This is a genomic window from Streptomyces sp. NPDC005070 (assembly GCF_053600395.1).
The window spans coordinates 1-21,532 of sequence record NZ_JBSFZS010000125.1 but is presented as its reverse complement, the minus strand read 5'-3'; the positions used below and the strand labels follow the sequence as shown (position 1 = coordinate 21,532).

Genomic DNA, 21,532 nt, shown 5'->3' with positions numbered 1-21,532 from the left:
CGGAAGTCCTCGTACTGGATGTACTTGGGCTTTCGGCCGGTGCGGCGAGAGGGCGTGCCGGGAGTCGCGACGGGGCGAACGTTGCCTGTCGCGGCGCTAGAACCCGCCGCCCATGAAGGCGGTTCCCAGCGGGCTGGAGGCGGGGATCTCGTCGACGGGGATCTCGGTGGCTCCGGCCGGCGCGCTGACGTCACCCGCCTTGGAGAACTTCAGGACGAGGGGCAGCTTGGCCTTCTGCGGGCTGTCGGCGAGGACGGCCAGGTCGACCCTGATCTGCCGGAGGTCGCCGTTCTTCAGGGTGAAGTCGACGGCGGCCTTCCGGTTCGGCGCGTCCTTGAGGTCCTTGGCGGAGGGGAGTTCCGCACCCGCCGGAAGGTCGCCCTGCAGCGGGCGGAGCTCGTCGAAGACGCCGGTGAGCAGGTCGCGGACGTTGCCCGTGGCGATGACGTGCTCGACCCCGTCGGCGCCGCCCTTGGTCCGGAACGTGACCTTGTGGCCGATGACACCGCGGACGGCGTCGAGAACCTTCTTCTGGGTCTTCGCGTCGACCTCCCCGCCACCGGCGGCCCCCTTCGGGCCACCCCCGGCGGCCTTCCCCGCCTGCTCCAGATCCTTGGTGTTCACCTTCACCCAGTCGCCTTCGAGGACCTTCTTCAGCGCCTTCTGGCTCGGGGGGAGATCGTCGGCGGTCGGCATGGGAACACCCACCGCCTGACCGACGGCCTTCATGTCCGTGCGGTAGTACATGAGGTCGCCGATGATCCGGTACTCGACCAGGACACCGCCGGTGCCCGTGATCGTCATGCTGGTGCCGACGAGGTCCTTCTCGCCCGAATCAGCCAGCGCCTTCCTGGACTTGACGGAGACGTCCACGCGCAAGCCGCTGACGAACTTGGCGAACTCCGGCGGAAGGGATTCGTCGGAACCGTCCTCGCCCGCGATGGTGTCGATCGCGGCCGCGTCGGCGTCCAGGTCCAACTGGAAGGCGAGCGACTTCTGTTCGCCGAGCCGGGAGACGGCGTGGTCCACCTTCTGCCCGGCCGTGAGGTTCTGGACCGTGCCGCAGGCGGCCGCCGCGGTGAGAAGGACAGCGGTGCAGCCGACCGCGGTGGCGGTCTTGCGTATGGCGGTGATGATGGTCTCCTCTTGCGACGCCGTACAGGTCCGCACGGCGTTCCTTCGTTCGCGTGTTCACTCGTTCTGACGCGTTCTCGCGGCGATCACCCACGCGTTCACAGTGATCACCCATGTGACGCATGAGTTGTCCACAGGGTTGTGCGGCGAACGCGGTCATCCGGGCGTACGGTCGGAAACATGCGCATTGTCATCGCTGGTGGTCATGGTCAGATCGCGCTGCGGCTGGAGCGGCTGCTCTCCGCGCGCGGGGACGAGGTAGCGGGGATCATCCGCCGTGCCGAACAGGGGGACGATCTACGGGCGGTCGGCGCCGAGCCCGTCCTGTGCGATCTGGAATCGGCATCGGTGGAGGAGGTCGCCGCGCATCTGCAGGGCGCGGACGCGGCCGTCTTCGCGGCGGGCGCGGGACCGGGCAGCGGCGCGGACCGCAAGCAGACGGTGGACAAGGGCGCCGCGATCCTGTTCGCCGACGCCGCCGAGCGCGCGGGCGTACGCCGGCACGTGGTCGTCTCCTCCATGGGCGCGGACCCGGCCCACACGGGTGACGACATCTTCGACGCCTACCTGCGCGCCAAGGGCGAGGCCGACGAATACGTACGCGGCCGTGCGGGCCTGGACTGGACGATCCTGCGCCCCGGCGGCTTGATCGACGACGCCGGAACCGGCCTCGTACGTCTGGAGGCCTCGACCGGCCGCGGCATGATCCCCCGCGACGACGTCGCCGCGGTCCTCGCCGAACTGGTCGACACCCCGGCCACCACCGGCCTGATCCTGGAAGCCGTCAGCGGCTCGACACCGATCTCGGTGGCGGTGAAGGCGGTGGCGGGCAACTAGTGCCGCGGCTTCGGGGTCGACTCGGCGAGGGCGGCTCCTCGAGAGCGGGTCAGCGGGGCGACTCTTCGGGGGCGGCTCAGAACAAGGGAAGCTGGCCGGGGAAGTCGGGAAGGGCGTACCCGTCCAGCGTGGGCTGCGCCGCCCCGATGAACGCCTCCCGACGCGAACCGGCGCACGACACCAGTTCCCCGGTCCCCCGCGCGCCGGGCGGATCGTGCCGGGCGAACCGCCCCGCGACGACGGCGATCTCCCGACGGCACTCGGGGCAGTTCCTGCGACGCGATGACATGTGATCAGTGTGCCCCGCGGCCCACGACTTCCGCCCCCCGGCCGCAGACCACCGTGCTGGCCGCTGAACTCCACCGACCGCGGGGCGGACCTTTCAGCGCAAACAAACTCCCCTACTTCCCCCAATGCCCCTCGGACAAACAAACTCCCGAGAAATTCGACGCACGAAGCAAAACGGAAAGAGAGCGGAACGGAAGCGCCACCCCAAGAGCAGCCACCCTGTCACACCCACCGGAATCAATGCATCAACGCGACGCCGAACCACTGACGGCCGACCGACTCGCCGGGCCGGCACCGAGCCGGTGGGTCAGACCGACAACCGCCCCCGCACCGACGCGCCCGCCCGCCCGCCCGCCCGCCGCCAACGCACCCGCCTCAACTCTGCACCTCACAAGGGCAGTTCATCCACATAACGCTTGGCCATCACGAGTGAGACGCAGGGATACTCCTCGCGGACCGCCTTGATCGCGGCGACATCGCCCCTGGCCCTACGGACCCCCTGGATACGCTCCACGTCGACCTGACCACGGAATCCTTCGAAGGATCCGTACGCGTCCCAGAAGGCTTTCTTGCGCTTCTTCGCCGCCCGATCCCCGGCGACGCCCATCGCAATACAGATGCCGACTGCGATGAAACCGAGTATTCCCCCGAACATGGCTCTCCTTCGCCACTAGTACGCATGATGCTGAGTACGCCTGCCAATTTACCCGCCCGCGGACGGAGCCACGCAGGAGCAGGCGCCACCACGGCCGGACCGAGGAAAGCCCGAGAGCAAGTACGCACGCCATCCCGTCGAATGACATCGGGTCACATCACCCGTCCTCGCCCCCAGCGAGGCGAGTACATGCCCCAGGCGAATCTAGGTAACCGGCTACCGCCTAGACCACAGCTACCGGGGCCCGCTCGGCGGGAGCGGCGCCGCGTCCTGGGTGCCGCAGGCGATCGAGAAGGAGACGACCACCGAGGCGCCCTCCACCGGGCCAGAGCCAAACCGGATCCGGACCGCACACCCCGCAGCGGCACTGTGGATCGCGCAGGCCCCGGGTCGACACCGCCACCCAGGCCCGGGGCGACACCATCGCGGACACACCGCGCGCGCTCAAACAAAGAGAAACCCCCTCCGATCCACGTTTCCGCAGATCGAAGGGGGTTCACCTACATGTGGCGGCGCCAGGGTTCGAACCTGGGTAGGCTTAGCCGGCAGATTTACAGTCTGCTCCCTTTGGCCGCTCGGGCACACCGCCGGGGTTGCTGCCCCTGAGCTTCGCTTTCACGGTGCTCCCTGGCAACGACGTAAACGATACCTGATGCTCGGGGATGCTTCGCCACCCAATTGATCGACGCTTGGGGGGAGGGGGGTGGCTAGGCTTATGCGGATGCGGCCGGAGGCCTACGCCGGGCTCGACAGCCGCCCCTACGCACCCCGATACAAGGAGCCACAGGACATGGCCGACTCCAGTTTCGACATCGTCTCGAAGGTCGAGCGGCAGGAGGTCGACAACGCCCTCAACCAGACCGCCAAGGAGATCTCACAGCGCTACGACTTCAAGAACGTCGGCGCCTCCATCTCCTGGTCCGGCGAGAAGATCCTCATGGAGGCGAACTCCGAGGAGCGGGTGAAGGCCATCCTCGATGTGTTCGAGACCAAGCTGATCAAGCGCGGCATCTCGCTGAAGTCGCTGGACGCCGGTGAGCCCCAGCTCTCCGGCAAGGAGTACAAGATCTTCGCGACGATCGAGGAGGGCATCTCCCAGGAGAACGCCAAGAAGGTGGCGAAGATCATCCGTGACGAGGGCCCCAAGGCCGTGAAGGCCCAGGTGCAGGGCGAGGAACTGCGCGTCAGCTCGAAGAGCCGCGACGACCTGCAGGCCGTTCAGGCCCTCCTCAAGGGCAAGGACTTCGACTTCGCCCTGCAGTTCGTGAACTACCGGTAGAACGTCCGGCAGGCGCCATGAGGTGGCCGCTGACGTGGCCGGCGATACGAGGAAGGGTGGGCACCCGCGGTGTCCACCCTTCTCGTCCGCCGGCCACGGTCCCGGCGACGCGGGCTCAGCGGCGCGAGTCGCCGAACAGGATGCGGTAGAGGATCAGCAGTACGAGCGAGCCGCCGATGGCCGCGGCCCAAGTGGCGCCGTCGTAGAAGTGCTTGCTGACGGGGTGGTCCAGCCAGCGGGCTGATATCCAGCCGCCGACGAACGCCCCCACGACACCGATGACGGTCGTTCCGACGAAGCCTCCAGGGTCGCGCCCCGGCAGCAGGAACTTGGCGATGGCGCCTGCCAGCAGCCCCAGAATGATCCAGCTGATGATGCCCATGTTCTGAGCCTGCCCTTCCGTTCTGTACTCACGCTGTCGCGGCCCTGTGAATCCGCTCCGTGCGGGCCCTGTCCGCGCTGTCCGTATGCGGTTCGGTCACGAGTACCGAATGCCGTCTCGGTGCCGTGCCGATGAACAGGACGTCGCCGTGGCTCCCGCCGGTTGCGGTGATCAGTAGGGTGCGGCGTATGACGCTGCCCGGTCCCGAATTGCGCCGCACGCTGGGAGTCGGTGACGCCGTGGTCATCGGGCTCGGCTCGATGATCGGTGCGGGCATCTTCGCCGCGCTGGGCCCGGCCGCGCGGGCGGCCGGATCCGGGCTCCTGCTCGGGCTCGCCGTCGCCGCGGTCGTCGCCTACTGCAACGCGATGTCCTCGGCCCGGCTGGCCGCCCTGTACCCCGCCTCCGGCGGCACGTACGTCTACGGGCGCGAGCGGCTCGGGGCCTTCTGGGGCTATCTGGCGGGCTGGTCGTTCATCGTCGGCAAGACGGCCTCCTGCGCGGCGATGGCACTCACCGTGGGCGCGTACGTCTGGCCCTCGCAGGCGCACGCTGTGGCGGTCGCCGCGGTGGTGGCGCTGACCGCCGTGAACTTCGGCGGCGTGCAGAAGTCGGCCTGGCTGACGCGGGTGATCGTGGCGGTGGTCCTGGCGGTCCTCTCTTCCGTGGTGGTGGGGTGTCTCGGATCCAGCGCCTTCGATGCCGGACGGCTGGGCATCGGTCTGTCGTCCGGCGCGGGCGGGGTGCTTCAGGCGGCCGGTCTGCTCTTCTTCGCGTTCGCCGGGTATGCGCGGATCGCCACGCTCGGCGAGGAGGTGCGTGATCCGGCACGCACCATTCCGCGCGCGATCCCGTTGGCTCTTGGCATCGCGCTCGCGGTGTACACGGCGGTCGCTGTGTCTGTCGTCTCGGTGCTTGGAACGGACGGGCTGGGGCTTGCCGCTGCACCGCTGGCCGACGCCGTACGCGCGGCCGGACTGCCGGGGCTCGTGCCGATCGTGCGGGTGGGGGCCGCCGTGGCCGCGCTCGGCTCGCTTCTCGCTCTGATCCTGGGTGTCTCGCGGACCACGCTGGCCATGGCCCGCGACCGTCATCTGCCGCACGGCCTGGCCGCCGTCCATCCGCGCTTCCAGGTCCCCCACCGGGCGGAACTGGCGGTCGGCGCGGTGGTCGCCGTGCTGGCCGCGACGCTGGACGTGCGCGGCGCGATCGGTTTCTCCTCCTTCGGCGTGCTGGCGTACTACGCGATCGCCAACGCCTCCGCCTGGACGCTGAGTCCGGCCCCGGCATCACGTGTCGTGCCGGCGCTGGGCCTCCTCGGCTGCGTCACGCTGGCCTTCGCCCTCCCGGGGGCCTCGGTGGTCGTCGGAGCGGCCGTCCTGACGGTGGGGGCGGCCGCGTACGGCGTACGGATGTGGGCGGCTTCGCGCTGAGCGCTGTTCCGTGACGGCGGTGGATCAGCACTTGGTGCGCGATGCCTTGTGCGGCCGGCCGACAGAGGGCGCCCGTGGGCGCGTTCCGGCGGCCAGGGGGTCAGGAAGCCCTGGTCGCTTTCGCGCGTATGGGGAAGTCGGGCCAGAGGGGGAGGTCCCCGCCGTCGTTGGACTCCTCGTACCAGCCCGTCCCCTCCAGCCACGCGAGCAGCCAGGTCGCGAGGTCGGGCGCGTCCACGTACCAGGCGTGGTCGGCGCGGTCGGCGTTCGGCTCGAAGAGCAGGACCTTGCCGTCGGGGCTCTGGCAGTCCACGCACGCGTACATTCCGCAGCCCCAGTGGGATATGGGCAGGACGCCCTCGGGCCACGGCCATTCGGGGTCCTTGCGGCCGCTCTCGCGGCTGGCGAAGTACTGCGGAACAGCCGCCGGTTCGCCCGACGGCGGACCGTCGAGCAGGGACAGCAGGCCGTATTCCGGACCGAATCCGCCGTCCCCTATCCGGAGGTAGAGGGCGGCGAGCAGCGCGGGCAGGGGGAAGCCGAGGACGGCCTCGGCGCGGGCGACCTCGGCCGGGCCCACGGGCGCGGGGAGCGAAGGCCAGCCCCACGGGCGGGTGTTGCGGGCCTCCGTAGCGACCCGTGCCAGCAACTGCTCGATTTCGGTCATGGATTCATGATGCAGCGCGCCACCGACAATCGGGGAGCCTGTGGAAAACCCCCACGCGAGACGGGGTCGACCCCGTCTCGGCAAGGAATGCGGCACGTGCTCCCGTGCGGCTAGTGACCGGCGAACGGCTCGTCCGTGCGCACGATTTCGCGTCCCAGCGGGAACAGCGAGATCGGGATGAGCTTGAAGTTGGCGATGCCGAAGGGGATGCCGATGATCGTGATGCACATGGCGATGCCCGTGACGATGTGGGCCAGCGCGAGCCACCAGCCCGCGAGGACGAGCCACAGGACGTTGCCGATGCAGGACGGCGCGCCGGCGTCGTGGCGCTCCACGGTCGTATAGCCGAAGGGCCACAGCGCGTAGATGCCGATACGGAACGACGCGATGCCGAACGGGATTCCGATGATGGTGATGCACAGGATGATGCCTGCGGCGAGGTACCCGAGAAACAGCCAGAAGCCGCTCAGGATGAGCCAAATGACGTTCAGAATTGTCTTCATTGCTGACGACCTGCCATCTGCTCGAGCCGGGCGATGCGCTCCGCCATCGGCGGATGCGTAGAGAACATCTTTGACATTCCCTGTCCCGGGCGGAAGGGGTTAGCGATCATCATGTGGCTCGCGGTCTCGATGCGCGGCTCGGGAGGCAGCGGAAGCTGCTTCGTGCCCGCGTCGAGCTTGCGCAGCGCGCTCGCGAGCGCGAGGGGGTCGCCGGTGAGCTGGGCACCGGACGCGTCCGCCTCGTACTCCCTGGAGCGGCTGATGGCGAGCTGGATGAGGGACGCGGCGATCGGGCCCAGGATCATGACCAGAAGCAGTCCGAGGATGCCGGGGCCGTCGTCGTCGTTGGACCGGCCGATGGGGATCAGCCAGGCGAAATTGACCAGGAACATGATCACGGAAGCGAGGGCGCCGGCCACGGACGAGATCAGGATGTCGCGGTTGTAGACGTGACTGAGCTCGTGGCCGATGACACCGCGCAGTTCGCGCTCGTCCAGGATGCGCAGGATTCCCTCGGTGCAGCACACGGCCGCGTTGCGCGGGTTGCGGCCCGTGGCGAAGGCGTTCGGTGCCTCCGTCGGTGAGATGTACAGGCGCGGCATGGGCTGACGTGCCTGCGTCGAGAGATCGCGGACCATGCGGTACAGGGCCGGAGCCTCGAACTCGCTCACCGGGCGGGCACGCATCGCGCGTAGAGCCAGTTTGTCGCTGTTCCAGTACGCGTACGCGTTCGTGCCGATCGCGATGAACAGCGCGACGATCAGGCCTGTGCGCCCGAAGAAGCTGCCGATGACGATGATGAGTGCGGACAGTCCCCCGAGAAGTACGGCTGTCCTGAGCCCATTGTGCCGGCGGTGCACGGTAGCCCTCCAAGTCGTGCGGCGGGGGAACCCTTTGCTTGCTGATGCTCTGCTTCCACTCTTCAGTGGACCCTCCCGTACTGGTCAACGCCAGACGGGAGGCACTAGTTCCCTTGTGCGCACTGCCTGGCGCGTGGGCCGTCCGGGTGATTCGGACGGCCGTTCACGCGCGCGTGTGTCCCTTGAAGAGGCCCTCAGGGAGTGGTGTTTCAGAAGAGTGCGGTCTCCGAGAAGCGGAGGATGAGCTGGGGTGCCCCGGACAGGACGACGCCGAGGACGGCCGTCAGGGCGATGGCCGCGGTGAGCGGGACCGGCACGCGGTGTGTGCCCGGCTCGCCCTCGGGAGCGCGGAAGAGGAGTGCCGTCCACTGGAGGTAGTAGAAGAGCGCAATCACCACGTTGACGGCCATGACGACGGCCAGCCAGCCGAGCCCCGCGTCGACGGCGGCCGAGAAGACGGTCACCTTGGCGAAGAGGCCGATGATGCCCGGCGGCAGACCGGCGAGGCAGAGCAGGAAGAAACCGAGGACCAGCGCGGACAGGGGGCTCTCGGCGTACAGACCCCGGTAGTCGCTGATGCGGTTCAGGGGGCTTCGGCGGGCCACCAGTGCGGCCACGGCGAAGGCGCCGAGGTTCACGGCGGCGTACATGAGGGCGTACGCGACGGTGGAGCCGATGGCCTGCTGGGCGTCCTTTGAGTAGGCGGCGGCCGCGATCGGGACCAGGAGGTAGCCGGCCTGGCCGACGGAGGACCAGGCGAGCAGCCGTACCGCGCTGTACGCGCGCGCGGACCGCTGCCGCAGGGCGCCGACGTTCCCGACGGTCATGGTGAGGGCGGCGAGCGCCGCCAGTGCCGGACCCCAGACGTCCGCGTACGAGGGGAAGGCGATGACGGTGACGAGGATGAGCCCGGAGAAACCGACCGCCTTGCCGACGACCGACAGGTACGCGGCGATCGGCAGGGGCGCCCCCACGTAGGTGTCGGGCACCCAGAAGTGGAAGGGCACGGCGGCCGTCTTGAAGGCGAAGCCGACGAGAGTGAGGACGACGCCTGTCTGGGCGAGGGTGTGGAACTGTCCGTCGACGTGCTGGATCCCGTCCGCGATCCGGGTGAGATACAGGGTGCCCGTCGTCGCGTAGACGAAGCTGACGCCCATCAGGCTGACCGCGGTCGCGGTGACGGAGGACAGGAAGAACTTCAGCGCCGCTTCCGAGGACTTCTTGTCGCCGCGCTTGATGCCGACGAGCGCGAAGGCGGGCAGTGAGGCGACTTCCAGGGCGACGATGAGGGTCGCGAGGTCGCGGGAGGCGGGCAGAAGGGCGGCGCCGGCGGCCGAGGAGAGCAGCAGGAACCAGTACTCCCCCTCGGGGAGTTCCCTGTCGGCGTCCTTGAGCGCGGTGACCGACAGCAGGGCGACGAGGAGCGCGCCGCCGAGAACCAGGAGCTGGATCACCAGGGTGAAGCGGTCCGCCACGTAGCTGCAGGTGTCGGTGGCGCCCGTCAGGCAGAACGTGGCCCGGTCGCCGTTCCGCAGGGGCAGCAGCAGAAGCGCTGACGCGGCGAGGCCGACGACGGACGTCCAGCCGAGCACGGCCTTCCGCGCTTCGCCGATGAAGAGATCGGTGACGAGGACGACGAGTCCGACAACCGCCGCGAGAGTGGGCGGCGCGATGGCGAGCCAGTCGACGGACTGGACCAGGGAACTCATCGGGTGCCTCCTGCGAGGAGCTGCTGGACGGCCGGGTCGGTCAGGCCGAGCAGGGCCCGGGGCCACAGACCGGCGACGACGGTGAGGGCGACGAGCGGCGTCCAGGCGGCGAACTCGTAGGTCTGGACGTCGGCGAGCTTCGGCGACTCCTGCGGTGCCGCGCCCATGCAGACGCGGCGGACGACGACGAGCATGTACGCGGCGGTGAGCAGCGTCCCGAACGCGGCGATCGTCATGAAGGTCAGATAGGCGGGGCGGCTGAGGCCGGAAGCGGGCTCGAACGCGCCGAACAGCGCCAGCATCTCGCCCCAGAACCCGGCGAGGCCCGGCAGTCCGAGCGAGGCCACGGCGGCGAAGGCCAGCAGGCCGCCGAGGCGCGGTGCCTTGCCGTACAGCGCGGCGCCGGACTCCTCGGCGAGGCTGTCGAGGTCGGTGGTGCCCGTGCGGTCCTTCAGCGCTCCGACGAGGAAGAAGAGGAGGCCGGTGATGAGGCCGTGGGCGATGTTGGCGAACAGCGCGCCGTTCACGCCGGTCGGGGTCATCGTCGAGATGCCGAGCAGGACGAAGCCCATGTGGCCGACGGAGGAGTAGGCGATGAGCCGTTTGAGGTCGCCCTTCGCGCCCTGCTTGGCGAGGGCCAGGCAGGCCAGGGAACCGTAGATGATCCCGACCACGGCGAAGGCGGCGAGGTAGGGGGCGAAGGTCCGGAAGCCGTCCGGTGTGATGGGCAGCAGGATCCGGACGAACCCGTACGTGCCCATCTTCAGCATGACGCCGGCCAGCAGGACCGAGCCGACGGTCGGGGCGGCGGTGTGGGCGTCGGGCAGCCAGCTGTGGAACGGCCACATCGGCGTCTTGACGGCGAGCCCGATACCGATCGCCAGAACGGCGGTGACCTGCACGGATGTGCTCAGCGACCGGCCGTTGTCAGTGGCGAGTGCCACCATGTCGAATGTGCCCGCCTTGATTCCGATCAGGAGCAGGCCCAGCAGCATGACGACCGAACCGAGCAGGGTGAAGAGGATGAACTTCCAGGCCGCGGCCTGGCGCTGGGCGCCTCCCCACCGTGCGATGAGGAAGTACATCGGGATGAGCACCATCTCGAACGCGAGGAAGAACAGCAGCAGATCGAGGACGGCGAAGGTCGCGAGTGTGCCGGACTCGAGGACGAGCAGCAGTGCGACGAACGCCTTCGGGGTCGGGCCCGCGGGCATCTTGAAATAGGAGTACAGCGCGCAGAGGAAGGTCAGCAGCGCGGTCAGGACCAGAAGGGGGAGGGAAATGCCGTCGACGCCGAGGTGGATCCGCACGTCGAGTGCGGGGATCCAGCTGATGTCCGTCGTGGCCTGCGTCTTCGACGGGTGGTCGTGGTCGAAGCCGAGCACGAGGACGATCGCGGCGATGAGGACCACGCCCGTGACGGTCACGCCGTGGCGCAGCACCGCCTGTTCGGGCGACTTCCCCTTCAGCCCTGGTGGAGCCGGGAGAAGGGCGGCGGCGGCCCCGATGAGCGGGCCGACGACGATCAACGCGAGAAGAATCTGCATCACGGATTCACTGATATCGATCACGCCTGCTCACGCTCCCGTGGCGACGAGGAGGGCGGCGACCACCAGGACGACGGTGCCGGCGAGCAGCGCGCTCACATAGGTCTGCACATTGCCGGTCTGCGCACGCCGTACGGCGGTGCCGAGCCAGCGGGGTAGGGCGCCCGCGCCGCGTACGTAGGTGTCGACGACCTCGCGGTCGAGGAACCGGACGAGCGTGGCTCCGGCCTGGACCGGGCGGACGAACAGCACGGAGTACACGGTGTCGAGGTGGAAGCCGACGGCCGCGTGGCGGTGTAGCGGGCCGAGCAGCAGCCGGCCCGGGTCCGCCGGGTCGGGTGCCCGGGCGACGTCTCCGTAGACGGGTTCGTGGGAGGCGATGGCCTCGGCCTCGACGTGTCCGGCGTCGGCGTCCGGGTGGGCCGCGACCGCGCCCAGGGGGACGCGGGCGGCCAGAGCGGTGGTGTGCCGCCAGGCTCCGTAGGTGACGATCCCGCCGACCAGGGCGAGTCCAGTACCAAGCACCGAGGTGGTGAGGACCGGCGTCAGGTCGCGGCCGTCGAACCAGTCGGGCAGCGGGCCGAACGCCAGGCCGAACGCGAGCGAGGGGATGGCGAGCACCCACAGCACGGCCGTCATGGTGACCGGCTGCGTGCCGTGGTCGGGGGCCTCGGCTCCGTGGCCGCGGAAGGCCAGCAGCCACAGCCGGGTCGCGTACGCGGCGGTGAGGACAGCGGTGACCAGGCCGGTGATCAGGACGATCCAGCCCGAAGCACCGGGGGCCTGCTCGGTGTGACCGGTGGCGACATGCTCCGCGGCGCCGAGGACGGCCTCCTTGGAGAAGAAGCCGCTGAACGGAGGGATCGCGGCGAGCGCGAGCAGCGCCACGGTCATCGTCCAGAAGGCGTCGGGGACGCGGAGGCGCAGGTCCTTCATGCGGGACATGGCGGCCAGCGAGTTGGTGCCGGAGGCGTGGATGATCACGCCGGCGGCGAGGAACAGCAGCGCCTTGAAGGCGCCGTGCGCGAGGAGGTGGAAGACGGCGGCACCGCGGTCGCCGACGGCGAGGGCACCGGCCATGTAGCCGAGCTGACCGATCGTCGAGTAGGCGAGGACCCGCTTGATGTCGTCCTGGGCGAGTGCCGCGAGTCCCGAACCGACCATCGTGACGCCTGCCATGACGGCGAGGACGATCATCGCGGCCGCGGAGGCCTGGAAGACGGGGAGGAGACGGGCGACGAAGTAGATGCCGGCGGCGACCATCGTCGCGGCGTGGATCAGCGCGGAGACGGGTGTGGGGCCCGCCATCGCGTCGGGCAGCCACGTGTGCAGCGGGAACAGCGCCGACTTGCCCGCCACGCCCGCGAGGAGCAGGAGGGCGACGACGGTCGGGTGGTGCAGTCCGCCGCTCGCCACGGTGCCCAGGACTGTGGTGATCCGGAACGAACCGGCGTCGGTGGCCAGCGCGAACAGACCGATGAGGAAGGGGACGTCGCCGAGCTTGGTGACCAGGAAGGCCTTGAGCGAGGCGGCGCGGGCTTCCGGGGTCTCCCAGTAGTGGCCGACCAGGAAGTACGAGCAGATGCCCATGATCTCCCAGCCGACCAGCAGCACCATCAGGTCGCCGGAGTAGACGACGAGCAGCATCGCGGAGGTGAAAAGGGAGACGAGGGCGGCGTACGAGGGGTAGCGCGGGTCGTCGCGCAGGTAGCCCGTCGAGTAGATCTGCACGCAGGTGGCGACGACGCCGACGAGGACGGCGACGAGGGCGGCGAAGCCGTCGATGTGCAGGCCCAGTTCGATGGGGACCGAGCCGGTCGGGGTGAGTTCGGTGTGCGAGTTGATGGCCAGGCCGCCGCCCTGGTCGACCGCGACCGTCACGGCGAGGGCGAGCGAGGCGAGGACGGGCAGGACCGCGAGCGGGCGGACGAAGCCCGGGGCCGTGCGGCCGAGGAGGAGTCCGGCGACGGCACCGAGGAACGGGAGGAGGGGGACGAGGACGGCGAGGGTGGTCGTGGTCACGCGGTGGCCTCAGCCTTCTCGGCCACGGGGGCGTCGGGGTCGTCGGGGCCGTGGCCCTCGGCGGTGTCGCGGAGCTTGTCGATGTCCGAGGTGCCGCCGTTGCGGTACACGGCGAGCACGATCGCCAGGCCGATGCCGATCTCGGCCGCGGCGATGGCGATGGTGAACAGGGTCAGGGCCTGGCCGGAGTGCAGGGTGTCGCGGGCGGCTTTGGAGAGCCAGACGTCGAAGGCGACGAGGTTCAGGTTGACGGCGTTGAGCATCAGCTCGACCGACATCAGGACCAGGATCGCGTTGCGGCGTGCCAGGACTCCGTACAGGCCCGTGCAGAACAGGAGGGCGGCGAGCACGGCGGGATAGGCGAGGTGCATCAGCGGACACCATCCTTGTCCTGCTTGCCGTCGCGGCTTCCGGGGACGCGCGGGGTGGCGGCCGACGTGGCCGCCGCGGCGGTGTCTGCCTTCGCCTTGCGGGAGAGGACGATCGCGCCGACCAACGCGGCGAGGAGGAGGACGGACAGCGCTTCGAAGGGGAGGACCCAGTTCTGGAAGAGGCTCGCTCCGGTCACCTCGGTGGAGCCGGCGGCGGCACCGTTCAGGTCGACCCAGGTCGTGCGGAACGCGTCGACGACGACCCAGACCAGGGTGCCGGCCGAGGTGACGGCGACGGCCAGGGCCGCCCAGCGGTTGCCGGAGTCGGCGTCCGGGGAGCGGCCGATCGGGGCCCTGGTGAGCATCAGACCGAACAGAAGGAGGACGACGACGGAACCGACGTAGATGAGGACCTGTACCCAGGCGATGAACTCGGCTGTCAGCAGGAGGTATTCGACGGCCAGGCCGCCGAGGGCGACCACCAGCCACAGTGCGGCGTGCACGAGCTGCTTGGTGGTGACGGTGACGAGCGCGGCGCCGAAGGTGAGCAGGCCGACGAGGAGGAAGGCGATCTCGACGCCGGTCGGGGAGAGGAAGCCGTGGTGATCGGCGGCGACGGTGGTGGCCGCGTGGGCCGCCGTGGCCGTGGCTGCTGCGAAGGTCACGACTGTCCCTCCTGCGGGCCGGAGGGGGGCGTCGCCGGAGACTCCGGCCGGCCTGTCTCCTCGGTCGGGCCCGGTTGGGCCGGCTCCTCGGCCCCCGTCGCCCGGGCTGCCCGCTCGGCCTCGGCCTGAGCCGCCTGTTCGGCCGCGAGTTTGTCGGCGGTCTTGCGGGCGGCCGCGATCTCCTTGGGCTCCTCGGCACCGGGGTCGAGGGCGGGCGGGGCCGGGACGGTCCACATCCACTCGCGGAGCTTGTCGCGTTCGTGGGTGAGTTCGTGGATGTCGGTCTCCGCGTACTCGAACTCCGGAGTCCAGAACAGCGCGTCGAAAGGACAGACCTCGATGCAGATACCGCAGTACATGCACAGGGAGAAGTCGATGGCGAAGCGGTCGAGGACGTTGCGGCTGCGCTCGCGGCCGCCCGGGGCGGCGGCCGGGACCGTCTCCTTGTGGGAGTCGATGTAGATGCACCAGTCCGGGCACTCACGGGCGCACAGCATGCAGACCGTGCAGTTCTCCTCGAAGAGGGCGATGACACCACGGGTGCGGGGCGGGAGTTCGGGCTGGACGTCCGGGTACTGCGCGGTGACGGTCTTCTTCGTCATCGTGCGGAGGGTGACGGCCAGGCCCTTGGCGAGGCCGGAGCCAGGAATGGGGGCCATGGTTACGCGATCACCACCTTGACGATGCCGGTGAGGGCGATCTGGGCGAGGGACAGAGGGACGAGGAGGGTCCAGGAGAGCTTCTGGAGCTGGTCCTCGCGCAGGCGGGGATAGGTGACGCGGAGCCAGATGACGACGAAGGCGAGGATCGCGGCCTTCAGGAGGGTCCAGACCCAGCCGAGGCCGTCGGTGCCCCAGGGGCCGTGCCAGCCGCCCAGGAAGAGGACGGTGGTCAGACCGCACAGGACGACGATCCCGGCGTACTCGGCGAGCAGGAACAGGGCGAAACGCAGGCCCGTGTACTCGGTGTACGCGCCGAAGATGATCTCGGAGTCGGCTACGGGCATGTCGAAGGGGGGCCGTTGGAGTTCGGCGAGGCCGGCGACGAAGAACACGATCGCGCCGACGATCTGCCAGGGCAGCCACCACCACTGGAAGGCGTCCACGATGCCGGGGAGCGAGACCGTGCCCGCCGCCATCGCGACCGAGGCCGCGGTCAGGAGCATCGGGAGCTCGTACGCGAGGAGCTGGGCGGCGGTGCGCAGACCGCCGAGAAGGGAGAACTTGTTGGCCGATGCCCAGCCCGCCATGAGCGAGCCGAGGACGCCCACGCCCATGACGGCGAGGACGAAGAAGATTCCAGCGTCGACGACCTCGCCGACCGCGCCCTCGCCCGGGCCGATCGGGATGGCGAGGAGGACCAGGAGGTACGGGAGCAGGGCCACCGCGGGGGCGAGCTGGAAGATACGCCGGTCCGCGCCGGCGGGGACGATGTCCTCCTTCTGCGCGAACTTCACGCCGTCCGCGACGAGCTGGGCCCAGCCGTGGAAGCCGCCCGCGTACATCGGGCCGAGGCGGCCCTGCATGTGGGCCATCACCTTGTGCTCGGTCTGACCGACGATCAGGGGGAACGTCAGGAACACGACGAAGACGACGAGGAGGCGTAGGGCGACGTCGAGAGCGTCGTTCACCGCGTACCTCCGGAGGGGTCGTCGGGGTTGGTGGCGGGGTTCGGTCCCGGGGCGGGCGTCGCCCCCGGGTCGGCGGATTCCGAACCGGAATCCGCGTCGGGCCCGGACGCCGGCTGCGCCTCGGGCTCGGACGCCGGCTGTGCCTCGGGCTCGGACGCCGGCTGTGCCTCGGGCTCGGGCTCCGGCCGGTCCGGTTCTGGTTCGGAGTCGTCGAACGCGGGGTCGTCGAACGCGGGCTTCGGCTGGTGCCAGGGAGCGTCGGAGCTGCGCGGGGCGGCAGGCCTTCCGGCGGGCGTCGCGGCCGAGTCTGGCTCGGCTGCCCGCGAGGCGCCCGCCGGAGCGGCCGGTTCGGACGCCGCCGGCTCGTTCCCTGCCGGCGTCGGTGCGGCAGCCGACGGCTGTGAGCCGGGCGTCGCGGCCGGAGCGGCCGGCTGCGGGGCTCGTTGGCTGGCGGAGCCCTGGCTCGCGCTGCGCGATCGGCGTGCGGGGCGCGCGGCCTCAGCACCGGAGGCGGCACCGGAGGCGGCACCCGCGGCGGCGGACGCGACGTCCGCTCCCGCGGCACCCGTGGCGGGGGTCGCCGCGTCCGAACCCGCGGCCGGGGTCGCGGCCTCCGAACCCGTGGCCGGGGGCGCCGTGGTGGCAGGGGCGGTCGGCGTCTGGCCGGCCGAGCCCTCTGCTGCCGTACGGGTCCTGCGGACCGGTCGGTCGCCGGCGGGGCGGGCCGCGCCACGGGCCGGGCGGGACGGAGCCGGGGGGAGCTGGCCCTTGAGAGGGCCCCACTCGTTGGGATCGGGGACGCCGGGCGGCAGCATCTGACGGCGCTTGGGGCCGCCGTGCTCGGACTCGCCGGGCTCCTTCGCGCCGGGCCAGGCCTTGGCGACGCGGGCGGCCAGGACGAAGTCCTTGCGGAGGGGGTGTCCTTCGAAGCCGTCCGGGAGCAGCAGGGGATCGAGGCCGGGGTGGCCCTCGAACGTCACGCCGAACATCTCGTGCGTCTCGCGCTCGTGCCAGGCGGCACCCGCGTAGACGGAGACCGCCGACGGGAGCGCGGGGGCGGTGTGCGGGACGGTCGTACGGACGAGGAGGCGGTGCAGCGGGGACAGGGCGACGACATGGGCCGAGACGCGAAAGCCCGTGCCGGGTTCGTCGACGGCGCTCAGCCAGTCGAAGTAGGTGCAGCCCAGGGTGTCACGGGCCGTCTCCAGGGCCGAGATCCAGGAGGCCGGCGGCACGTCGACCGTCAGGACCTCGTACGACTCCTCGGCCGTGGCGTCGGGGCCGAAGAGTTCCTCGGCGGGGCCGGGAAGCCAGCCGACAGTCATCGGTCCTCCTCGCCGGGGGCGGCCGGATCCTCGCCCGGGACGCTCGTCGCGGACGGGGCCGGTGGCTTCACCAGGCCGCTCTGGAGCGCGGCGGCGGAGGGCCGCGCCGCGTCGGAGCCGTAGCGCTCCCCCAGCGATTCCCGGGCGATCTTCTCCTGGAGCTTGAGGATGCCCTGGAGCAGCGCCTCGGGGCGGGGCGGGCACCCGGGGACGTAGACGTCGACGGGGATGATCTGGTCGACGCCCTTGGTGACGGAGTAGGAGTCCCAGTACGGGCCGCCGCAGTTGGAGCAGGCGCCGAAGGAGATGACGTACTTCGGCTCCGGCATCTGCTCGTACAGGCGCTTGACGGCGGGCGCCATCTTGTCCGTGACCGTGCCCGACACGACCATCAGGTCGGCCTGGCGGGGGCCCGGCGCGAACGGGATCACGCCGAGGCGGATGAAGTCGTGGCGGGCCATCGACGCGGCGATGAACTCGATCGCGCAGCAGGCGAGGCCGAAGTTGAAGACCCAGAGCGAGTAGCGGCGGCCCCAGTTCAGGACCACCTTCATGGGCTCGGGGGCGAGCCGGGCGAGCGCGCCGAGCCGCTTCGGCTCGGGCAGCGACACCGGCATCGAGGCCGGCACGGGCTGCTCCGGGGCGGACGGGGTCACGTCCATGTCAGGACGCCCTTCTTGTATGCGTACAGCAGGCCCACGGCCAGGAAGCCGAGGAAGATGAACATCTCGACGAGCGTCGCGGCACCGTAGCCGGGAGCGGCGAAGACCGTGGCCCACGGGAAGAGGAAGATCGAGTCGACGGCGAAGATGACGTAGAGGAACGCGTACACGTAGTAGCGGACCTGGGTGTGGGCCCAGCCCTCGCCGACGGGGTCGACGCCGCACTCGTACGTCAGGAGTTTCTCGGGGGTCGGTACGACGGGGCGCAGCAGGCGGCCCGCTCCGAAGGCGACGGCGACGAACAGCACGCCGACGACGGCGAGCAGTCCGACGACCGAGTAGGACTGGAAGTAGTCCGCCGCGACGACGGCCCCGGTCGCCGTGACAACGGTCGGTTCCGGCACGTCAGCCCCTCACTCCCTGACCTCGTTGCGCCCCGTCGTGCGCCGCCGCGCACTCTGTGATGCGCCATGTTCGACGATCTGTACGGACGGGAGTCTAGGGCCTGCTAAAGAGAGCGTAAGCAGCCCGTCACACCTCGACCATCCCTCGGCCGCCGGTGACGTGTTCACGTCTCACGGTGTGAACACGTTCCTCCTGGGGCTGGGAGGTGGGGTTATCCCCAGTGCAGCGCGGCGGCCCACCTCATGGCGCGGCGGCGCGCCGCCGGGCAGGCTAGCGGATATGACCGAACGCATCACGCCCGCCGGGCCGTCGGACGATCCGTCCGACGGGGACCGGCCGCCCGCCGTACGTCTCGCCCTGGACCCGGTGACCTGGAAGGAGATCTCCCATCTCCTGGTGAACCTGCCGGCCTCGATCGTCGGGTTCGTGTACGTGGTGACGATGCTCGCCACGGGCGCGGGGCTCGCCGTGACCGTCGTCGGACTGCCGCTGCTCGCGGCCGGACTGCGGGGTTCGCGGCAACTGGGGAAGCTGGAGCGGGCACGGGCGCGGCGGCTGCTGGGGCTGAGGATCGACGAGCCGAGCCCGTTGCCGGTACGCCGGACCGGCTTCTTCGGCTGGCTGTGGTCGAGCCTGAAGGACCCTGTGGGCTGGCGGGCGGTGCTGTACGACTTGATACGGCTGCCCTGGGGCATCGCCACCTTCACGGTGACGCTCGTGTCGCTGTTCGTGCTGTGGCCGGTGCTGCCGTTCATCGCGCGCGGGCTGACGAACGTGGACCGGGCGATGGTGCGCGGGCTGCTGTCGCCCTCCGACGAGTTGGAGCGGCGGATCGCCGAACTGGAGTCGGACCGCGGGGTGGTGGTCGACACGGCCGCCGCCGATCTGCGCCGTATCGAGCGCGATCTGCACGACGGGGCGCAGGCCCGGCTCGTCAATCTGGCCATGGGGCTCGGCCTGGCCAAGGAGAAGCTCCTGGAGGACCCCGACGCCGCGGCGTCGATGGTGGACGAGGCGCACGGCGAGGTGAAGCTCGCCCTTCAGGAACTGCGTGATCTGGCCCGTGGCATCCACCCGGCGGTCCTCACCGACCGGGGTCTGGACGCCGCCCTGTCCGCGATCGCCTCGCGGTGCACCGTGCCCGTGAAGGTGAGCACCGAACTGGAGACGCGGCCGGCCGCCGCCATCGAGGGCATCGCGTACTTCACGGTCTCCGAGCTGCTCCAGAACGTCAGCAAGCACAGCGGGGCGAGGTCCGCGTCGGTGGACGTCTGGCGGACGGACGAACGTCTGCTCATCCAGGTCCGGGACGACGGCCGCGGCGGGGCCGGTGTCGACGGCGGTACGGGTATGGCGGGGCTCGCGGACCGGCTCGGCGCGGTGGACGGGCTGTTTGTCGTCGACTCGCCGGTGGGCGGCCCGACGGTCATCACGGCCGAGCTGCCCTGGCGGGACCGCCAGAACGAACCCGTCCAGTAACCGCCGGAACGAACCCGTCCGGTAACCGCCGGAACACGCACGTCCCGTAGCCGTCCGGACGAGCCGAAGGTTCACTCGATGGAGATCGTCGGCCGGCGGGGTCGCCGGGGTAGGGAAAACCCCCCGTCCAAGACGCCGATCCGCCGCATGTCCCGTGGGCCTGACGAGCGGCACGCTGGAAGAAGAGGAAGCGGCCGGCTCGCGGAGCAGGCCGAGGCGCAGGACGAGACGAGAGAACGGACGGACCGATGGCCACGGAGTACGGACACGGATACGGGCACCGCGGCGGGTCCCGGTTCGACGAGGCGGGCGCCGACGGAGCGCGGCACCGCCTTCCGGCCCCGCTGCGAGCACCGTTCGAGGCACGCTGGTGGCGCGAGTTCGGCTATGTGCTGCTGGGCCTGCCGCTCGGGATCCTCATGTTCACGTTCGCCGTCACGATGGTCTCGCTCGGCGCGGGCCTGCTGATCACCTTCCTGGGCGTTCCGGTGCTCGCCGCCGCGCTGGCCGGCTGTCGCGGCCTCGGCTCGCTGGAGCGGGCGCGGGCGCGCGGGCTGCTCGGTGTCGAGGTGGCCGAGCCCGAGCCGCTGCGGATGAAGAAGCACGGGGCGATGGCGTGGATGGGCGCCCTGCTCAAGAGCGGCACGTCGTGGCGGCACCTGCTGTACGCGGTGGTGCAGTTCCCGTGGTCGGTGTTCTCGTTCGTCGTCGCGGTGAACCTCTGGGTGTACGGCTGGGCGCTGCTGACGTATCCGCTGTGGTTCTGGGTCTTCCCGATGTACGGCGGTCAGGACGGGCTCCAGTTGTACGGGGACAGCACGCACTCGATCTATCTGGACAACCCGTTCGAGATCACGGTGACCGCGCTGGTGGGCCTGCTCTTCACACTGGCGACGCCGTGGATCGTGCGGGCGCTGACGACCGTGGACCGGCTGATGGTGCGCGGACTGCTCGGTCCCTCGCGGCTGGCCACACGCGTGGTGGAGCTGGAGTCCGACCGCGGGGTCGTGGTCGACACCGCCGCCGCCGATCTGCGCCGTATCGAGCGCGATCTGCACGACGGGGCGCAGGCCCGGCTCGTCGCCCTGGCGATGGACCTGGGGCTCGCGAAGGAGAAGCTGGCCGAGGACCCCGAGGCGGCGGCGCGGATGGTGGACGAGGCGCACGGCGAGGTCAAGACGGCGTTGCAGGAGCTGCGGGATCTCGCGCGCGGTATCCATCCGGCGGTGCTGACCGACCGCGGGCTCGACGCCGCGCTGTCCGCGGTGGCCTCGCGGTGCACGGTGCCGGTGCGGGTGGAGGTGGATCTGGCGGCGCGGCCGGCGCCCGCGATCGAGGGGATCGCCTACTTCACCGTCTCCGAGCTGCTGCAGAACATCAGCAAGCACGCGCGGGCGACGCGGGCGACCGTGGATGTGTGGCGGGTGGAGAACCGGCTGATGATCCAGGTCGGCGACGACGGGGTCGGCGGGGCCGACGTCACCGAGGGGTCGGGCCTGGCCGGGCTCACGGAACGGCTCGACGCGGTGGACGGGATCCTGGTGGTGGACTCGCCGCCGGCCGGTCCCACCAGGATCACGGCGGAGCTGCCCTGGCGGGGCTGAGCGAGAGCGTCCTTGTGGCGGTTCGAACTGTTCGACGCCGGCACGCGAGGCCAGACCCTGCTGTTCGGCGCGCAC

22 protein-coding genes and 1 tRNA gene are annotated in these 21,532 nt (G+C 70.4%); 5 read left to right on the top strand and 18 right to left on the bottom strand.

What is annotated here, in order from left to right:
• Window positions 1–96: 96 nt before the first annotated feature.
• Complete coding sequence (locus ACWEBX_RS30690) at window positions 97–1,170, bottom strand: hypothetical protein (RefSeq protein WP_451888051.1); 1,074 nt, start codon at window positions 1,168–1,170, stop codon at window positions 97–99.
• A 144-nt stretch (window positions 1,171–1,314) separates the two neighbouring features.
• Between ACWEBX_RS30690 and ACWEBX_RS30685 the strand changes: the two genes are divergently transcribed.
• Window positions 1,315–1,971 (top strand): SDR family oxidoreductase, encoded by a 657-nt coding sequence (locus tag ACWEBX_RS30685; protein ID WP_451888050.1) that lies wholly within the window; start codon window positions 1,315–1,317, stop codon window positions 1,969–1,971.
• Window positions 1,972–2,047: 76 nt separating this feature from the next.
• Here the strand turns inward: ACWEBX_RS30685 and ACWEBX_RS30680 are convergent, their stop codons facing one another.
• From ACWEBX_RS30680 to ACWEBX_RS30670, 3 genes are all read right to left on the bottom strand, one after another.
• On the bottom strand, window positions 2,048–2,260 hold the full coding sequence (locus ACWEBX_RS30680; protein ID WP_355760785.1) for a hypothetical protein: 213 nt from the start codon (window positions 2,258–2,260) through the stop codon (window positions 2,048–2,050).
• A 387-nt stretch (window positions 2,261–2,647) separates the two neighbouring features.
• Window positions 2,648–2,914, bottom strand: a complete 267-nt coding sequence (locus ACWEBX_RS30675) for a hypothetical protein (RefSeq protein WP_451888049.1) — start codon at window positions 2,912–2,914, stop codon at window positions 2,648–2,650.
• A 507-nt stretch (window positions 2,915–3,421) separates the two neighbouring features.
• Window positions 3,422–3,503, bottom strand: a tRNA-Tyr gene (locus ACWEBX_RS30670).
• A gap of 201 nt (window positions 3,504–3,704) precedes the next feature.
• On the opposite strand from ACWEBX_RS30670, the gene ACWEBX_RS30665 reads away from it, so the two are divergent.
• Complete coding sequence (locus tag ACWEBX_RS30665; protein ID WP_451888048.1) at window positions 3,705–4,193, top strand: YajQ family cyclic di-GMP-binding protein; 489 nt, start codon at window positions 3,705–3,707, stop codon at window positions 4,191–4,193.
• Between the two features lie 115 nt (window positions 4,194–4,308).
• Here ACWEBX_RS30665 and ACWEBX_RS30660 read toward each other — a convergent pair whose 3' ends face one another.
• Window positions 4,309–4,575, bottom strand: coding sequence for a GlsB/YeaQ/YmgE family stress response membrane protein (locus ACWEBX_RS30660; protein ID WP_451888047.1), 267 nt, complete (start codon window positions 4,573–4,575; stop codon window positions 4,309–4,311).
• Between the two features lie 188 nt (window positions 4,576–4,763).
• On the opposite strand from ACWEBX_RS30660, the gene ACWEBX_RS30655 reads away from it, so the two are divergent.
• Complete coding sequence (locus ACWEBX_RS30655; RefSeq protein ID WP_451888046.1) at window positions 4,764–6,008, top strand: APC family permease; 1,245 nt, start codon at window positions 4,764–4,766, stop codon at window positions 6,006–6,008.
• Window positions 6,009–6,108: 100 nt separating this feature from the next.
• Here the strand turns inward: ACWEBX_RS30655 and ACWEBX_RS30650 are convergent, their stop codons facing one another.
• The 13 genes from ACWEBX_RS30650 to ACWEBX_RS30590 form a co-directional block, all read right to left on the bottom strand.
• Window positions 6,109–6,675 carry an SMI1/KNR4 family protein gene (locus ACWEBX_RS30650; RefSeq protein WP_451888045.1) on the bottom strand — a complete coding sequence of 189 codons (567 nt, stop codon included), beginning with the start codon at window positions 6,673–6,675 and terminating at the stop codon, window positions 6,109–6,111.
• A gap of 110 nt (window positions 6,676–6,785) precedes the next feature.
• A complete protein-coding gene (locus tag ACWEBX_RS30645; RefSeq protein WP_451888044.1) occupies window positions 6,786–7,178 on the bottom strand; it encodes a YccF domain-containing protein in 393 nt (130 codons plus the stop codon).
• A complete protein-coding gene (gene htpX / locus ACWEBX_RS30640; RefSeq protein ID WP_451888043.1) occupies window positions 7,175–8,038 on the bottom strand; it encodes a zinc metalloprotease HtpX in 864 nt (287 codons plus the stop codon). The genes ACWEBX_RS30645 and htpX overlap by 4 nt, the downstream gene beginning before the upstream one ends.
• A 209-nt stretch (window positions 8,039–8,247) precedes the next feature.
• Complete coding sequence (locus ACWEBX_RS30635) at window positions 8,248–9,747, bottom strand: NADH-quinone oxidoreductase subunit N (RefSeq protein WP_451888042.1); 1,500 nt, start codon at window positions 9,745–9,747, stop codon at window positions 8,248–8,250.
• Window positions 9,744–11,318, bottom strand: coding sequence for a complex I subunit 4 family protein (locus tag ACWEBX_RS30630; RefSeq protein ID WP_451888041.1), 1,575 nt, complete (start codon window positions 11,316–11,318; stop codon window positions 9,744–9,746). The genes ACWEBX_RS30635 and ACWEBX_RS30630 overlap by 4 nt, the downstream gene beginning before the upstream one ends.
• A gap of 6 nt (window positions 11,319–11,324) precedes the next feature.
• Window positions 11,325–13,316: an NADH-quinone oxidoreductase subunit 5 family protein gene (locus ACWEBX_RS30625; RefSeq protein WP_451888040.1), complete on the bottom strand. Its 1,992-nt coding sequence runs from the start codon at window positions 13,314–13,316 to the stop codon at window positions 11,325–11,327.
• Window positions 13,313–13,687: an NADH-quinone oxidoreductase subunit NuoK gene (gene nuoK, locus ACWEBX_RS30620; protein WP_451888039.1), complete on the bottom strand. Its 375-nt coding sequence runs from the start codon at window positions 13,685–13,687 to the stop codon at window positions 13,313–13,315. Before nuoK ends, ACWEBX_RS30625 begins: the two co-directional genes overlap by 4 nt.
• Window positions 13,687–14,352, bottom strand: a complete 666-nt coding sequence (locus tag ACWEBX_RS30615; protein WP_451888038.1) for an NADH-quinone oxidoreductase subunit J family protein — start codon at window positions 14,350–14,352, stop codon at window positions 13,687–13,689. The genes nuoK and ACWEBX_RS30615 overlap by 1 nt, the downstream gene beginning before the upstream one ends.
• A complete protein-coding gene (locus tag ACWEBX_RS30610; RefSeq protein ID WP_451888037.1) occupies window positions 14,349–15,011 on the bottom strand; it encodes a NuoI/complex I 23 kDa subunit family protein in 663 nt (220 codons plus the stop codon). The genes ACWEBX_RS30615 and ACWEBX_RS30610 overlap by 4 nt, the downstream gene beginning before the upstream one ends.
• Before the next feature lie 2 nt (window positions 15,012–15,013).
• Complete coding sequence (locus tag ACWEBX_RS30605; RefSeq protein WP_451888036.1) at window positions 15,014–15,982, bottom strand: complex I subunit 1/NuoH family protein; 969 nt, start codon at window positions 15,980–15,982, stop codon at window positions 15,014–15,016.
• Window positions 15,979–17,307, bottom strand: a complete 1,329-nt coding sequence (locus ACWEBX_RS30600) for an NADH-quinone oxidoreductase subunit C (protein ID WP_451888035.1) — start codon at window positions 17,305–17,307, stop codon at window positions 15,979–15,981. The genes ACWEBX_RS30605 and ACWEBX_RS30600 overlap by 4 nt, the downstream gene beginning before the upstream one ends.
• Complete coding sequence (locus ACWEBX_RS30595; RefSeq protein ID WP_451888034.1) at window positions 17,304–17,969, bottom strand: NADH-quinone oxidoreductase subunit B; 666 nt, start codon at window positions 17,967–17,969, stop codon at window positions 17,304–17,306. Before ACWEBX_RS30595 ends, ACWEBX_RS30600 begins: the two co-directional genes overlap by 4 nt.
• Complete coding sequence (locus ACWEBX_RS30590) at window positions 17,960–18,373, bottom strand: NADH-quinone oxidoreductase subunit A (protein ID WP_095936005.1); 414 nt, start codon at window positions 18,371–18,373, stop codon at window positions 17,960–17,962. The genes ACWEBX_RS30595 and ACWEBX_RS30590 overlap by 10 nt, the downstream gene beginning before the upstream one ends.
• A gap of 280 nt (window positions 18,374–18,653) precedes the next feature.
• Here ACWEBX_RS30590 and ACWEBX_RS30585 point away from each other — a divergent pair, with 280 nt between their 5' ends.
• A complete protein-coding gene (locus ACWEBX_RS30585; protein WP_451888033.1) occupies window positions 18,654–19,853 on the top strand; it encodes a sensor histidine kinase in 1,200 nt (399 codons plus the stop codon).
• 248 nt (window positions 19,854–20,101) lie between these two features.
• Window positions 20,102–21,457 carry a sensor histidine kinase gene (locus ACWEBX_RS30580; protein ID WP_451888032.1) on the top strand — a complete coding sequence of 452 codons (1,356 nt, stop codon included), beginning with the start codon at window positions 20,102–20,104 and terminating at the stop codon, window positions 21,455–21,457.
• Window positions 21,458–21,532: the final 75 nt, after the last annotated feature.

Bases quoted from the DNA above. Each gene is read 5' to 3' on its own strand.
- ACWEBX_RS30635 (WP_451888042.1), bottom strand. From the start codon at position 9,747: ATGAGTTCCCTGGTCCAGTCCGTCGACTGGCTCGCCATCGCGCCGCCC.
- ACWEBX_RS30665 (WP_451888048.1), top strand. From the start codon at position 3,705: ATGGCCGACTCCAGTTTCGACATCGTCTCGAAGGTCGAGCGGCAGGAG.
- ACWEBX_RS30680 (WP_355760785.1), bottom strand. From the start codon at position 2,260: ATGTCATCGCGTCGCAGGAACTGCCCCGAGTGCCGTCGGGAGATCGCC.
- ACWEBX_RS30675 (WP_451888049.1), bottom strand. From the start codon at position 2,914: ATGTTCGGGGGAATACTCGGTTTCATCGCAGTCGGCATCTGTATTGCG.
- ACWEBX_RS30685 (WP_451888050.1), top strand. From the start codon at position 1,315: ATGCGCATTGTCATCGCTGGTGGTCATGGTCAGATCGCGCTGCGGCTG.
- ACWEBX_RS30645 (WP_451888044.1), bottom strand. From the start codon at position 7,178: ATGAAGACAATTCTGAACGTCATTTGGCTCATCCTGAGCGGCTTCTGG.
- ACWEBX_RS30610 (WP_451888037.1), bottom strand. From the start codon at position 15,011: ATGGCCCCCATTCCTGGCTCCGGCCTCGCCAAGGGCCTGGCCGTCACC.
- ACWEBX_RS30595 (WP_451888034.1), bottom strand. From the start codon at position 17,969: ATGGACGTGACCCCGTCCGCCCCGGAGCAGCCCGTGCCGGCCTCGATG.
- ACWEBX_RS30650 (WP_451888045.1), bottom strand. From the start codon at position 6,675: ATGACCGAAATCGAGCAGTTGCTGGCACGGGTCGCTACGGAGGCCCGC.
- ACWEBX_RS30585 (WP_451888033.1), top strand. From the start codon at position 18,654: ATGACCGAACGCATCACGCCCGCCGGGCCGTCGGACGATCCGTCCGAC.
- ACWEBX_RS30580 (WP_451888032.1), top strand. From the start codon at position 20,102: ATGGCCACGGAGTACGGACACGGATACGGGCACCGCGGCGGGTCCCGG.
- ACWEBX_RS30600 (WP_451888035.1), bottom strand. From the start codon at position 17,307: ATGACTGTCGGCTGGCTTCCCGGCCCCGCCGAGGAACTCTTCGGCCCC.
- ACWEBX_RS30660 (WP_451888047.1), bottom strand. From the start codon at position 4,575: ATGGGCATCATCAGCTGGATCATTCTGGGGCTGCTGGCAGGCGCCATC.
- nuoK (WP_451888039.1), bottom strand. From the start codon at position 13,687: ATGCACCTCGCCTATCCCGCCGTGCTCGCCGCCCTCCTGTTCTGCACG.
- ACWEBX_RS30655 (WP_451888046.1), top strand. From the start codon at position 4,764: ATGACGCTGCCCGGTCCCGAATTGCGCCGCACGCTGGGAGTCGGTGAC.